11 protein-coding genes are annotated in these 13,856 nt (G+C 65.2%); 4 read left to right on the top strand and 7 right to left on the bottom strand.

The window, feature by feature from the left end:
• Positions 1 to 171 precede the first annotated feature (171 nt).
• On the top strand, positions 172 to 2,823 hold the full coding sequence (locus C2862_RS23305; protein WP_136223170.1) for a DNA topoisomerase III: 2,652 nt from the start codon (positions 172 to 174) through the stop codon (positions 2,821 to 2,823).
• A gap of 140 nt (positions 2,824 to 2,963) precedes the next feature.
• Here C2862_RS23305 and C2862_RS23310 read toward each other — a convergent pair whose 3' ends face one another.
• The 3 genes from C2862_RS23310 to C2862_RS23320 are packed head-to-tail and all read right to left on the bottom strand — an operon-like array spanning position 2,964 to position 7,627.
• Positions 2,964 to 3,173: an addiction module protein gene (locus C2862_RS23310; protein ID WP_136223172.1), complete on the bottom strand. Its 210-nt coding sequence runs from the start codon at positions 3,171 to 3,173 to the stop codon at positions 2,964 to 2,966.
• 44 nt (positions 3,174 to 3,217) lie between these two features.
• A complete protein-coding gene (locus tag C2862_RS23315; protein WP_136223174.1) occupies positions 3,218 to 6,730 on the bottom strand; it encodes an ABC transporter permease in 3,513 nt (1,170 codons plus the stop codon).
• Positions 6,731 to 6,733: 3 nt separating this feature from the next.
• Positions 6,734 to 7,627, bottom strand: coding sequence for an ABC transporter ATP-binding protein (locus tag C2862_RS23320; protein WP_136223176.1), 894 nt, complete (start codon positions 7,625 to 7,627; stop codon positions 6,734 to 6,736).
• Positions 7,628 to 7,853: 226 nt separating this feature from the next.
• Between C2862_RS23320 and coq7 the strand changes: the two genes are divergently transcribed.
• Positions 7,854 to 8,498: a 2-polyprenyl-3-methyl-6-methoxy-1,4-benzoquinone monooxygenase gene (coq7, locus tag C2862_RS23325; RefSeq protein ID WP_136223178.1), complete on the top strand. Its 645-nt coding sequence runs from the start codon at positions 7,854 to 7,856 to the stop codon at positions 8,496 to 8,498.
• Between the two features lie 139 nt (positions 8,499 to 8,637).
• Here the strand turns inward: coq7 and C2862_RS23330 are convergent, their stop codons facing one another.
• The 4 genes from C2862_RS23330 to C2862_RS23345 form a co-directional block, all read right to left on the bottom strand.
• Positions 8,638 to 9,063 (bottom strand): OsmC family protein, encoded by a 426-nt coding sequence (locus C2862_RS23330; RefSeq protein ID WP_136223180.1) that lies wholly within the window; start codon positions 9,061 to 9,063, stop codon positions 8,638 to 8,640.
• A 63-nt stretch (positions 9,064 to 9,126) separates the two neighbouring features.
• Positions 9,127 to 10,311 carry an ABC transporter permease gene (locus C2862_RS23335; RefSeq protein WP_136223182.1) on the bottom strand — a complete coding sequence of 395 codons (1,185 nt, stop codon included), beginning with the start codon at positions 10,309 to 10,311 and terminating at the stop codon, positions 9,127 to 9,129.
• On the bottom strand, positions 10,308 to 11,039 hold the full coding sequence (locus C2862_RS23340) for an ATP-binding cassette domain-containing protein (RefSeq protein WP_136223184.1): 732 nt from the start codon (positions 11,037 to 11,039) through the stop codon (positions 10,308 to 10,310). The genes C2862_RS23335 and C2862_RS23340 overlap by 4 nt, the downstream gene beginning before the upstream one ends.
• A gap of 26 nt (positions 11,040 to 11,065) precedes the next feature.
• A complete protein-coding gene (locus C2862_RS23345) occupies positions 11,066 to 12,529 on the bottom strand; it encodes an alpha/beta fold hydrolase (protein ID WP_229467574.1) in 1,464 nt (487 codons plus the stop codon).
• A 317-nt stretch (positions 12,530 to 12,846) separates the two neighbouring features.
• Between C2862_RS23345 and rplM the strand changes: the two genes are divergently transcribed.
• Both rplM and rpsI read left to right on the top strand, forming a co-directional pair.
• Positions 12,847 to 13,275 carry a 50S ribosomal protein L13 gene (gene rplM, locus C2862_RS23350; protein ID WP_136223186.1) on the top strand — a complete coding sequence of 143 codons (429 nt, stop codon included), beginning with the start codon at positions 12,847 to 12,849 and terminating at the stop codon, positions 13,273 to 13,275.
• Between the two features lie 9 nt (positions 13,276 to 13,284).
• Positions 13,285 to 13,677, top strand: coding sequence for a 30S ribosomal protein S9 (gene rpsI / locus C2862_RS23355; RefSeq protein WP_136223188.1), 393 nt, complete (start codon positions 13,285 to 13,287; stop codon positions 13,675 to 13,677).
• Positions 13,678 to 13,856 lie beyond the last annotated feature (179 nt).

Below are 13,856 nucleotides of genomic sequence, written 5' to 3' on the forward strand. Positions count from 1 at the left end.
CAAGGAAGGTGCAGAGCCTACTTGCGAACAGCGCGATAACGCGCTTATCATTGGCCGCTCATTTAAGACTGTTACTACTAAGACATTAGATCGTGTCGCGTTGCTGACCGTTTCGCTAAAGCATGTATGATGCGCAGGCCAAACAATATATATAAGTAAGACGAGAACCCTATGACCAAAACCCTCATCATCGCCGAGAAGCCATCTGTCGCGAACGACATCGCGAAGACGCTGGGCGGCTTCACGAAGCACGATGAGTATTTCGAAAACGACGAATACATCCTGTCGTCCGCCGTCGGCCACCTGCTGGAAATCGCGGTGCCCGAGGAATACGACGTCAAGCGCGGCAAATGGAGCTTTACTCACCTGCCAATGATTCCGCCTTACTTCGCGCTGAATCCGATCGCCAAGACGGAATCGCGCCTCAAGGTGCTGAACAAGCTCATCAAACGCAAGGATGTCTCCACCCTGATCAACGCATGCGACGCGGGCCGTGAAGGTGAATTGATCTTCCGCCTGATCGCGCAGAACGCGAAGGCCAAGCAGCCTGTCAAGCGCCTGTGGCTGCAGTCGATGACGCCGACCGCGATCCGCGAAGGCTTCCGCAACCTGCGCAGCGACGAGGAAATGCTGCCGCTGGCCGATGCCGCGCGCTGCCGTTCGGAAGCGGACTGGCTGATCGGCATTAACGGCACCCGCGCCATGACCGCCTTCAACTCGAAGGAGGGCGGCTTCTACCTGACGACCGTGGGCCGCGTGCAGACGCCGACCCTGTCGATCGTGGTCGAGCGCGAGGAAAAGATCAAGAAATTCGTTCCGCGCGATTACTGGGAAGTGCGCGCGGAATTCGTGTGCGCCGCCGGCGTCTACGAAGGGCGCTGGCTCGACCAGAATTTCAAGAAGGACGAGAACGATCCGGAAAAGCGCGCCGAGCGCCTGTGGAGCAAGACGGCCGCCGATTCGATCGCCGCCGCCTGCCGCGGCAAGCAGGGCGTCGTCACCGAGGAATCGAAGCCGACCACTTCGATGGCGCCGGCCCTGTTCGACCTGACCTCGCTGCAGCGCGAGGCCAACGGCCGCTTCGGCTTCTCGGCCAAGAACACCCTGGGCCTGGCCCAGGCGCTGTACGAAAAGCACAAGGTGCTGACCTATCCGCGTACCGATTCGCGCCACCTGCCGGAGGACTACATCGGCACCGTGAAGTCGACCATGGAATCGCTGGCCGAGAACCATAATTACCACCAGTTCGCCAAGCAGATCAGCAAGAACGGCTGGGTCAAGCCGAACAAGCGCATCTTCGACAACACCAAGATCTCGGACCACTTCGCGATCATCCCGACCGGTGTCGCGCCGAAGAACCTGACCGAGCCGGAACAAAAGCTGTACGACCTCGTTACGCGCCGCTTCATGGCCGTCTTCTTCCCGCCGGCCGAGTTCCTGGTCACGACCCGCTTCACCGAAGTCTCGGGCCACCAGTTCAAGACCGAGGGCAAGGTCATGACCAACCCCGGTTGGCTGGCCATCTACGGCAAGGACACCACGGGCGACGACAAGGACGGCGCCACGCTGGTGCCGGTGGCGAAAGGCGAGAAGGTCCTGACCGACAAGATCACCGCCAACGGCCTGGTCACGAAACCGCCTGCGCGCTATAGCGAAGCGACGCTGCTGTCGGCAATGGAAGGCGCCGGCAAGCTGGTCGACTCCGATGAACTGCGCGACGCGATGGCCGGCAAGGGCCTCGGTACGCCGGCGACGCGCGCGGCCATCATCGAAGGCCTGCTGACCGAGAAATACCTGATCCGCGAAGGACGCGAACTGATCCCGACGGCGAAAGCGTCGCAGCTGATGACCTTGTTGCGCGGCCTGGGCGTCAACGAACTGACGGCGCCGGAACTGACCGGCGAGTGGGAATACAAGCTGTCGCAGATGGAGAAGGGCAAGATTTCGCGCGAAGAGTTCATGCGCGAGATCGCGCAGATGACGCAAATCATCGTCAAGCGCGCCAAGGAATACGACAACGACACGATTCCCGGCGAGTACGCCACCCTGAAGACGCCGTGCCCGAACTGCGCCGGCGTGGTCAAGGAAAACTACCGCCGCTTCGCCTGCACCAAGTGCGACTTCTCGATGAGCAAGACGCCGGGCAGCCGCCAGTTCGAGATCGAGGAAGTCGAAGAGCTGCTGGAGAAGCGCACCATCGGTCCGCTGCAGGGCTTCCGTTCGAAGATGGGGCGTCCGTTCGCGGCCATCCTGCGCATCGTGCGCGACGAGGAAATCGGCAACTTCAAGCTGGAATTCGACTTCGGCCAGGACCAGGCCGAGGGCGAAGAGGGCGAAGGCGTCGACTTCACCGGCCAGACCGCGCTGGGACCGTGCCCGAAATGCTTCGGCGGCGTCTACGAGATGGGCCTGGCCTATGTCTGCGAGAAGAGCGTGACCAAGCCGAAGACCTGCGATTTCCGCAGCGGCCGCATCATCCTGCAGCAGGAAATCCTGCCCGAGCAGATGGCCAAGCTCCTCAACGAGGGCAAGACCGACCTGTTGCCGGGCTTCGTTTCGCAGCGTACGCGCCGCCCGTTCAAGGCTTACCTGACGCGCGCCAAGGACGGCAAGATCAGCTTCGAGTTCGAGGAACGCAAGGGCAAGCCGGCAGCCAAGGGCAAGGCCGCAGCGGCGAACGATGCCGAGGGTGGTGAAGGCGAGGGCGCAGCCGCCGCGGTCAAGGCGGCGAAGAAGCCGGCGGCTAAAGCTGCCGCCAAGCCGGCTGCGAAGAAAGCCGCCGCCAAGCCGGCTGCCAAGCGCGCCGCCGCTTCCAAGAAGTAATCCCTGCAAGGGGACATAAAAAAACCGCGATCCTCGGATCGCGGTTTTTTTGTTCGGTGTTATTCGGTATTCTGTTTATACCGTTACCCGATTCGGATAAGACCAGGTCGCGCGCATCGCGGCGTCCCTGGCCGAAGGGCTCACTCCTGCCAATCCTGCAGCGCGCGGATCGCGGCTTCGCCATTGCGGATCGCCTTCACGCGCCGCACGACTTCGTCGCGCCACGCTTCGTCGGCATCCTGGTCGGCGGGGCCATCGATGTCTTGCAACAGGATGCGCAGCACCTCATGCTTTTCGTCGGCATTCAGGAGCTGGATTTTTTCGCACACTTCGGCAAGCATGGTCGACATCGGTAAACCTCACAAGAATAGTGAGTTCGATATTAACGCGAGTTTTACTCGTTGTCGACAACAACCATATTATCCGTTGGCTTCTTGTCTATCAGCTTGTGGTCCGGGTCGATGCCGGCCCGTCCCGGACGGCCTGTCACGACAAAGCTCAAAGTCTGGTTCTTGCTTGTGACCAGGCGCCGTTCGCGCAGCAGCGGATTGCCTGCACGGTCGTCGACGCCGAATTCGATATAGTCGGCCAGCGGCAGATCCTGTTCGCCCGAGGCGCCGGCGCGCAGCTTGGCGGCGCTGGCGCGCAGCGTGACTTCGAAGCGGCCGTCGGCCAGCGGGCGGGCGACAGCGCTATCGGCGCGGTTCTCGTACAGAACGATGTCCTCGAACAGGTCGCGCACCAGGTAGGCCTTGTCCGGCGGCGCCACCGCGCGCAAGGCCGCCGCCAGCGTCGCCATGTCGGACGGCTTGGGACCGGTGCGCGCCGCCAGGTTGCGCAGCACGCCGTTCACCCGTTCTTCGCCCAGCACGTCCTGCAGCAGGTAGAGCGCCAGTCCGCCCTTGCTGCGGCGTAGCCAGGTCTCGTCCACGTAGTCGAGCAGGGGCCGTTCGCGACTGGCGGACAGTGCGCGGCCGACCAGGTAGGAGCGCATGTCCTCGCGCAGGTAGCGCCGCATCGCCGCGCTACCGGCCGTGCGGCGCACCGCCATCAGCGCCGTGTATTCGGCCAGGGTATCGGCCAGCAGGGCGCCGCCCGGCTGGCGCGCCCACCATTGGTGCGCGGTGGTGTAGGCCGCCGTGTAGAGAGGGTAATCGATGCTGCCGCCGCTCTTGCCGTCGGCACGCGCAATGAAGGCGCCGTGCTCCGGCAGGGCCAGCATGCCGGGGAAGGCCTGCGCCCGCCCGCTCTGGCGCGGCGTCTCGACCAGGCGCAGGTCGTGCTGGCCGTAGGGGCCGAACTGGCGCGTGCCGTAGTCGAGGGCGGCGCTGGCGCCGCGCAGCAGGCGTTCGACGTTGGCCTCGTGGCCGGGCGTGAAATAGGCGTCGATGGCGACGTCCTGCCAGCGCTCGTGGCGTACCGCATAGCGCGCCGAGGCGATCGCGTATTCGATGGGCATGGCGCCGTCGGAGCGGTAGTGGAAGTAGCGCCGCTCGCTGGCGATCCACTCGCGTTCCAGGGTGCCGGGCGCCACCGCCACCTGGTCGACGGCGGTGCCGATGACGGCGCTGAAGGCGATCTGTCCGGCCGGCGCCGCAACCGGCGCGGTCCTGCGCGGCAGGCCATGGCGGCGGCGGTCGCGCGGATCGATCAGTTCGGCCGCGGCCTGGTAACCGATGCGCGGCAGCGCCTCGCTGGTGAGATAGCTGCCGTTCGCGCTCACCGGCGTATCGCTGCCGATGCCGAGCAGGCCGCCCGGTGCCGCGCTCAGTTCGAAGGCCAGCGCCATGCGTGCACCCGGCGCCAGCGGCCGCGCCAGGCGGTAGTGGAAGAAGCCGCGTTCGCGGTCGCTGGTAATGAGCCTGGCCGGCTGCGACAGGCGGCTTGCGATGTCCATGCCCGGCTGCTGGTACAGGATCAGGTCGGACAGCGGCGCGCCGCTGCGGTTCTCAAACTGGTAATGGCCCTGCACCGCCAGGGTGCGGCTGCGCGGATACAGGTCGACGCGCAGGTCGACGGTGGTCAGTTGCGGCTGCGGCAGCCGGGCGTAGCGGCGATACAGGGTTTCGTAGGCGGCGCTGCGCGCTTCCAGCGCACGCGCCGTGCGGTAGTTGCCGGCCACGTCCAGCTCGTACCAGAGCAGGGCGCCGGTCGCGGCGAACACCAGCAGGCCGGTGCCGAAGGCGGCGAGGATGGGCAGAGTCAGGCTCTGGCGCGCCAGGCGCAGGCGGCTGCGCAGTTCGGCGTTCACGCCGCGCGGCCACAGCACCACGGCGGCGACCAGCAGCATCAGGGCGGCACCGCCCCAGTACAGCAGCAGCATGCGTTCGCGCAGCAGCTGGTAGCCGTAGCCGTTCATGGTCGAGTAGTCGAGCTGCGGGAAGCTGGCGTAGACCAGCAGCGGATGGTCGTAGCCGCGTCCCTGCAGCGCGATGGCCGCCACCACCAGGACCACGAGCAGGGCGTAGCCGAGGTATTTGCGGCCGCACAGCGCCTGCACCGCGACCGCCAGCACGGCCAATAACACGTATTGCGGCAGCAGGATCGTGAACAGGGTCTGCAGGTACAGGCCCGGCTCCAGCCCGAAATAACCGCGCAGCAGCTGGCACAGCATCGCGGTAAGCATCGCGCCGAACAGCAGCAGCGCCTGGATCGCCACCAGGGCCAGGGTTTTTGCCAGCGGCGCCAGCCAGCCCGGCACCGGCAGCACGTCGAACAGCTGGCCGGTTCCCGCATCGCGTTCGCGCCACACCAGCTGGCCCGCATACAGGGCGGTGACGACCAGGATGTAGGTCGAGAACACGGCGCCGACCAGTTCGAGCATCTGCCAGGTGACGGGATAGGTGCGCGCGCCGTGCAGGTGGCCGAGGTCGAAGCTGCCGACCGCGATCAGGGCCATGCCGGCCAGCGCGATCAGTGCGAAGGGAAGCGTCGCCACCGACTGGCGCAGGTGCAGCGCCGCTTCCTGCGCCAGCAGCCGGGTGAGGCTGCGCCGCGCGAAGTCGGGCCGTTCGCGCGTATTCACCGCGGCCTGCGACAGGACCGGTGCGGCGTCGCTCGGGCCGCGCGGCTCGAAGCCGCGCGACTCCAGCAGCCCCACCAGGTGGAAGCGCCAGTAGCCGAGCAGCAGGACGACGAGACCGAAGCCGCACCAGATCAGGCGGTTGGCCAGGTACACGCCCTCGAGCAGGACCGGACGCGCGTTGCGTTCGGCGGTCGGCCAGTATTCGGTCAGGCGCAGCAGCGACGTGGTGGCGAAGGGATCGATCAGCGCGGCCAGGGTTTTATAGTCGAAGTCGCGCGCCAGAGAAGGCGCGATCGTGTAGCCGACCATCAGGACGATGCTGGCGACGTAGACCGGCAGCATGCGCCGCGTCAGCGCCGCCAGCACGTAGAAGATCGCGCCGAAGATGAACAGGTTGGGCAACAGCGTGAGCAGCCAGGGCAGGACGTAGGCCTGCACGCTGGCGGCGCCGACACGTTCGGCGTCGATGCCCGGCAACAGGCTGCCGAGCCAGGCGCCGAACGGGATCGCGGCGAACAGGAAGGCCAGCGCCAGCCAGGCGCCGAGGAAGCGCCCGAACACATAGGCCGCTTTCGAAATCGGCGCACTGAAGAAGAAGTGGTGCATGCCGTGCTCGAAGTCCTGCTGGACCGAGCGTCCCATGATGGCCGCCATCACGACGACGGCCGGACAGCCGAGGAAGGCGACCGACAGCGCCACCTGGCGTGGCCCGTCGATCAGCACCCGGGTGCCGAAGGCGACGACGTTATCCTTGAAGACACCGCCGGCGGCGGCCGTCCACAGCATCGCCAGGGCGATGAAGGCAAACAAGATGAGCCAGGTCGAAACCTGCCTGAAGCGCCCGCGCAGTTCGAAGCGGACGATGGAAAGCAGCGCGGCCATCGTTCAGCAGTTCCCGGCCTGGAACTCGTGGCGGCCGGCGATGGTGGCGAAATACACATCCTCGAGGCTGGCCTGGGTTTCCTCGAAGCCCATGCCCGGATCGTTTTCGGCATACACGTGGATCAGGGTGCGGCCGGTGCGCAGGCGCGTCGAGATCACCGTGTGCTGCTTCTGGAACAGCGGCAGGTCCGCCTTGTCGACGAAGCGCGCCCAGATGTGCGGCTCGATGTCGTCGATCAGGCGCGCCGGCTCGCCGCACAGCAGCACGCGGCCCTTGTTGATGATCGCCATGTTGGCGCACAAATCCGCCACGTCGGACACGATGTGGGTCGACAGCAGCACCGTCTTGTCGGCGCCGATGTCGGACAGCAGGTTATGGAAGCGCACCCTTTCCTGCGGATCGAGGCCGGCGGTGGGCTCGTCGACGATGATCAGTTGCGGGTCGCCGATCAGGGCTTGCGCGACGCCGAAGCGCTGGCGCATGCCGCCCGAGAAGGTGCCCAGCTTCTGGTGGCGCACTTCGAACAAATTGGTCTGCTGGAGCAGGCCGTCCACCACTTCGCGCCGCCGCCCCTTGCTGGCGATGCCTTTCAATTGGGCGAAATGGTCGAGCAGCTCGTAGGCGGTGACCTTCGGGTAGACGCCGAAATCCTGCGGCAGGTAGCCGAGCATGCGGCGCACTTCGTCCTTTTCGTCGAGGACGTCGATATCGTCGAGGAAGACCGAGCCGGCATCGCATTCCTGCAGCGTGGCGAGGATGCGCATCAGGGTCGACTTGCCGGCGCCGTTCGGCCCCAGCAGGCCGAACATCCCCGGCGGGATGTTCAGCGTGACCTTGTCCAGGGCGACCACGCCGTTGGCGTAGGTCTTGGACAAATTGCGGATGCGTAATTCCATGCGGACTCCAGGTGAACTTTTGCATGGCGCATTTTTCGTTTCCGCCAAGCCTTTTTTGACGCCTGCATTGTATGCCCTAATGGCTGACTCGGGCGGACCCGTGCGACGCACGGTGCGAACGGCCGGCCAGAGTGCAGAAAAGCGGGAGCAGGCGTCCAGTCCCAGCTGCGCGGCAGAGGGCAAGCACGGCGCATATAATGTGGTTTTCCCGCGACGAAAGAACTTTATGCGAGCCCATCCTTTCATCAGTCCACTCGACGACCTGATCGTCGGCTTCGACAAGGCCTTGCGCGTCGTCGGCGGCGTGGCCTCGGCGTCGCGCGCCAACCCGGCAGCCAATACCGTCGATTGCGAACTCGACGAGCGCGAGCAGCGCCACAGCGCCGGCCTGATGCGCGTGAACCACGTCGGCGAAGTCTGCGCCCAGGCGCTCTACGATTCGCAGGCGCGCCACGCGCAGAGCCCGGGCATGCGCGCCCAGTTCGAGCAGGCCGGGCGCGAAGAAGAAGACCACCTGGCCTGGACCGCCCAGCGCCTGTCCGAACTCGGCTCGCAGCCGAGCGTATTGAATCCGCTCTGGTATGCCGGCGCCTACGCGATGGGCACGATCGCCGCCAAGCTGGGCGACGCGCGCAGCCTCGGCTTCGTGGTCGAGACCGAGCGCCAGGTCGAAGCCCACCTGAACAGCCACCTCGAGACGCTGCCTGCCGGCGACGCCAAGTCGCGCGCGATCGTGGAACAGATGCGCCAGGATGAAGTCGCCCACGGCGACGCCGCCCAATCGTTGGGCGCGGCCGAGATGCCGGTGCCGGTCAAGCTGGCGATGCGGGCGATGGCCAAGGTCATGACGACCACGGCGTATTATTTATAAGTAAAAGCAGCGGCCAACGCGATGCAAACATCCGCGCGGGCATGCCCGCCCTACGGTGCGCAACAGTCCGTGGCCGTCGCGTAACGTAGGGCGGGCATGCCCGCGCGTTCGTGCCGGTGCATACCCGGGCGTCTCATTACTACGCGGTTTCGACGATCTCGACCGAATGCGTGATTTCCACCGTCGCCGCCAGCATGATGGAAGCCGAGCAGTACTTCTCGTGCGACAGTTTTACAGCACGCTCCACGGCCGCCGGTTTCAGGTTCTTTCCCGTCACCACGAAGTGGAAGTTAATCTTGGTGAATACCTTCGGGTCCGTCTCGGCCCGTTCGGCCTGCAGGGTGACGTCGCAGCCGAGCACGTTCTCGCGGCCGCGCTTCAAGATCAGGACCACGTCGTAGGCGGTGCAGCCGCCGGTGCCGACCAACACCATCTCCATCGGCCGCGGAGCCAGGTTGTGGCCGCCGCCTTCGGGCGCGCCATCCATCGCCACCATGTGGCCCGATCCGGTCTGGGCGCGAAAACTCATGCCCGAGGGGCCGTTCCAGCTGACTTTGACTTCCATGTACGTTCTCCGCGCTAAAAGGCTTATTGTAGGACAGCCCCGGCCGGTGTGCCGGGCAGGCCCTTATACCGCCAGCACGTAGCGCTCGCTCTTCATGCGCCAGCTGGCAAAAGCAACGATGGCCAGCGTCGGCAGTGCCGCGCTGAGGAAGGTCAGCACATAGGGCAAGGTACCGACGTCGACGCCCTTCGACACTTCGCGCAGCAGCGTCTGGTTCGACAGCATCGGCACCGCGTACATCCAAAGCGAGGTTTTCAGTTCCATCATCGAGACCACGACGCCCGGCAGCATCGGCAGCAGCAGCACGAAGCTCAGGGTGCTCTGCGCTTCCTTGAACGACTTGGCGTTCATGGCCAGCGCAATCTGCAGCGCCGCCGCGAGCAGCGCCAGCGGCAGCCCGACCACGCAGATCAGGGTGATGTCGAGCCAGTTCAGGCTCCACGACATGCCCAGTTCTTCCAGCGGCAACCAGCCCAGGACCACGTGCGCGAGCAGCAGTTCGAGCGTGAGGCCGGCCAGGGCCAGGGTGCCGGCCATCAGCCACTTGCCGGTGACGATTTCCCAGGCCCGCGCCGGCTGCGCCATCAGCACTTCCATCGAGCGCCGTTCGCGCTCGCCGGCGGTGCTGTCCACGGCCGCCGACATGCCGCAGAAGAAGGCCGGGAAGAACAGCATGCTGAGCATGCCGCCGATCAGGCCCGCCGAGCGCGAGGCATTGGTGCCGGTGTCGTAGCGCTGCACCTGGATCGGCGCCAGCGTCGCCGGCGACACGCCGTGCGCCAGCAGGCGCGCGCTGGCCACGTTGCTGCCATAGGCCTCGAGCACGTCCTCGACTTCGCGCCGCTGCCCGTTCTTTTCGGCGGCCGAGTCGTACCACAGCTCGATGCGCGCGGGCCGCATTGCCGCGTAGTTCTCGGTGAATTTGTCGGACAGGCGCAGCACGCCCACGACCTTGCCCTTCTGGAGCAGGGCTTCGATGGCCGGCTCGTCCAGCGGGGCGCTCTCGCGCACCGTGATGTTCTTCTGCTTGAGCTGGGCCATCAGGGTCGGGGCCTGGCTGGCGCCGATCACCGCCAGCTCGATGCCTTCGCGTTCGGAGCGGGTGGCGCGGTCGATCAGCTGCTGCATCAGGATGCCGAACATCACCGGATACATTACCGTGAACAGCACCAGCAGGCCGACGGTGCGTTTTTCGCGCAGGGTCTCGCGCATCTCCTTGAGGAAGACGATCAGGAAGGCCGGCTTCATGCTGCGATCCCTTCTTCGCCGACCAGGCTGACGAAGGCGTCTTCCAGGTTCTGGATGCCGGTGCGCCGGCACAGCTCGTGCGGCGTGCCCTGGGCTACCGTGTGGCCCTTGGCGATCACGATCACGTCGTCGCACAGGTGCGTCACTTCCTGCATCACGTGGGTGGCCATGATGACGCAGCAGCCGTCTTCGCGCAGGCTTGACAAGGCGCGCCGCAGCGCGCGCGTGCTCATTACGTCGAGGCCGCGGCTCGGTTCGTCGAGCAGCAGGTTGCGCGGGCGGTGCAGCAGAGTGCGCGCCAGCGCCACCTTGATGCGCTGTCCTTGCGAGAAGCCCTTGGTGCGGCGCTCGAGGATGTCGTCCATCGACAGCAGGTCCGAGACTTCGTCGATGCGGCTTTTGAGCGCCGCGCCGCCCATGCCGTTCAGTTCCCCGAAATAGCTCAGGTATTCGCGCGTGGACAGGCGCTCGTAGAGGCCGAACTGGTCGGTCAGGAAACCGATGTTGCGGCGCACCGCGAGCGGATCGCGTTCCGGGTCGACGCCGTCGATGGCGATGGTCCCGTGGTCGCGCTTGAGCAGGCCGACCAGGGTGCGCAGCAGCGTCGTCTTGCCGGCGCCGTTGGGGCCGAGCAGGGCCGTGATCTGGCCGTCGCGCGCGCTGAAGCTGACGCCGCCGAGGGCCTGGACGTCGCCGAACTGCTTACGTACATCGTGAACATTAATCATCTTAAACTCGTCATAAGAGACTCGATTCAGGGTTGCGGCCCGGCGCTGCCGAGCTGGAAGGTCGGAGGCGGGATCTCGGACAGGCATTTGGCGTCCAGCGCGGCGCCCGGCTTGTCGAGGAATTCGCGGAGCAGGCGCGGCGCGCAGCCGAGCTGCGAGACGCCGTGGCCGACATTCGGCACCACCACCTGGCGCGCGCTGCGCATGTAACGGGCGGCGGCTTCGGCGCGGCGCGGCGCCGTGACCGGATCGAGTGCGCCCGAGAGCAGCAGGGCGGGCGCCTCGATCATGCTGGGCGGAGCGTAGGGCACCGGCGGCACGTTCATCGACTTGCACATGGCCGGCATGCGTCCGGCCCAGGGGCGCGTGATCAGCGCATCCTCGTCCTTCATCAGGCTTGCCGTCATGCGCGGCACGTCCTCGGCGCAGACCACGGCCAGGTGCAGCAGGAAGGCCATGCCGCCCTCGTCGCCGGCGAAGTCGCCCATCAGGTTCTGGCGCGCGACGAAGGGTTCCCAGCGGCCCTGGTACGCGCTGTGGATCAGGAAGGGCAGGCGCCGGGCGTCGGCCGGGGAATACAGGATGCTGTGGACGGTGCTGGCAAAGCGCGATCCCGACATCGTGATATTGACCGGCTTCGCGGTGCGCGGATCGCTCAGCGAAAGCTTGATGCCGGCATCGGCGCGCGCGGCCAGGCTCTCGAACTCGGCGCGCAGGTTCGGATAGGCCTTGTGGCAGCCGGCATCCTTGGCGCAGTGCTCGAACAATTTGTCGAGCGCGGCCTGGCCGTCGCGTCCGCCGGCCGGGATGACCTGGTCGGGCGCGGCGACGCCGTCGAGGATCAGCGCGCGCACGCTGGCGGGATAGGCACGGGCATAGGCCTGGCCGAGGCGGGTGCCGTAGGAGCCGCCCCAGACGTTGACTTTCTGGTAGCCGAGCGCGCGCCGGACCTGCTCGAGGTCGCGCGCTGCGTTCAGCGTGGTGTAGGCGGCGAACGGGATGCGGCTGTTCTTGATGCAGCGGTGGATCTCGGCTTCCTGTTCGGCGTCGCTCATCGTCTCGTGTTCGGGACGGCTTTCGCAATCGAGCTTGCCCGACAGGCCGGTGCCGCGCTGGTCGATGAAGACGATGTCGCGCGTCGCGCGCACGCGCCGGAAGGCGGCATTCAGGGTCACGATGACGTCGCTGCCGGCCTGGCCGGGGCCGCCGGCCAGCACGAACAGCGGGTCGGGCCGGGCGCCTTCACGGAAGGCTGGCGCGACGGTGACGTGGATCTTCAGCTTGGCGTCGGCCGGTTTGGCGTAATCGAGCGGCACGGAGATGGCGAAGCAGCGCAGTGCATCTTCGCTGCCGGGCAGGTGGCAGCCGCGGGCCGCCGGTGCGCCTGGCGCCGCCGGGCGTGCCGGCTCGGGAGCGGCCGCTGCGCCAGCCGCCGTGCCGGCCGCGCACAGCAGGGCCAGCAGGGAGGACAGGATAAAACGTGGGTTCACGAAGACTCCTCAGATAGTTGATCAATAGTAATTTGCTATCGTTTCTATCGTCAACAAGTTGTTTCGCCTGGGAATGGTTGAGCTGAGTCTAGCCAGCTACGCAAGGGTTTGCTTGTTGAATGTCATCCTATGGTCCGGAATCGGCAGGGAAGGAGGCCGGGATGCCACAGGCGCCATGGCGCTGTCTTGACCGAGAGTAGTCAGTTGAGGTATCATCGCTGGCTTTCCATTTGCTCTGGAAAAGATAATAAGGAAGAGTCCGCAGCAACAATTGCGGAACCGCCATTTGAGCAATTTACCTATATTAGGAAGTCAACATGAAAACTTTTTCCGCTAAGGGCCATGAAGTCCAGCGCGACTGGTTCGTGATTGACGCGACGGACTTGGTCCTCGGACGTGTTGCCAGCGAAGTGGCACTCCGACTGCGCGGCAAACACAAGCCAGAATTCACTCCGCACGTCGATACCGGTGACTACATCGTCGTCGTCAACGCAGGCAAGCTGCGCGTGACCGGCACGAAAGCCACCCAGAAGACCTACTACCGTCACTCGGGCTACCCGGGCGGTATCTACGAAACCAACTTCCTGAAAATGCAACAGCGCTTCCCGGGCCGCGCCCTGGAAAAGGCTGTCAAAGGCATGCTGCCTAAGGGCCCACTGGGCTACGCCATGATCAAGAAGCTGAAAGTGTACGCGGAAGGTACCCACCCGCACGCAGCACAGCAACCACAAGCACTGACCCTCTAAGGAACTGACATGATCGGTAACTACAACTACGGCACCGGCCGTCGCAAGAGTGCAGTCGCTCGCGTGTTCATCAAAGCTGGCACCGGCCAGATCATCGTGAACGGCAAGCCTGCTGCTGATTACTTCTCGCGCGAAACCGGCCTGATGGTGATCCGTCAGCCGCTGGAACTGACCGGCAACGTCGAGCGTTTCGACATCAAGGTCAACGTGCACGGCGGTGGCGAATCGGGCCAGGCTGGCGCCGTCCGTCACGGCATCACCCGCGCTCTGATCGACTACGACGCAGGCCTCAAGGGCGACCTGGCACGTGCCGGTTTCGTCACCCGTGACGCCCGTGAAGTCGAGCGTAAGAAAGTCGGCCTGCGTAAAGCACGTCGCGCCAAGCAGTTCTCGAAGCGTTAATCGCTTGCAGCCATTTGGCTGCATCTGCTGGGAAAGAAAGCCGCCTTCGGGCTAATGCCAGTCACTTAAGGCATTGATCTCTGCGCCGCAAGAGCTAAAACGGATTCATGTTCAATCATGAATCCGTTTTTTATTATGGCTCTTCAACTTAACTTGGACTATGCGGCCGAGCTGGCGCC

Origin of the sequence: Massilia sp. Mn16-1_5, from assembly GCF_004798585.1 — a bacterium.
Lineage (GTDB): Bacteria > Pseudomonadota > Gammaproteobacteria > Burkholderiales > Burkholderiaceae_D > Telluria.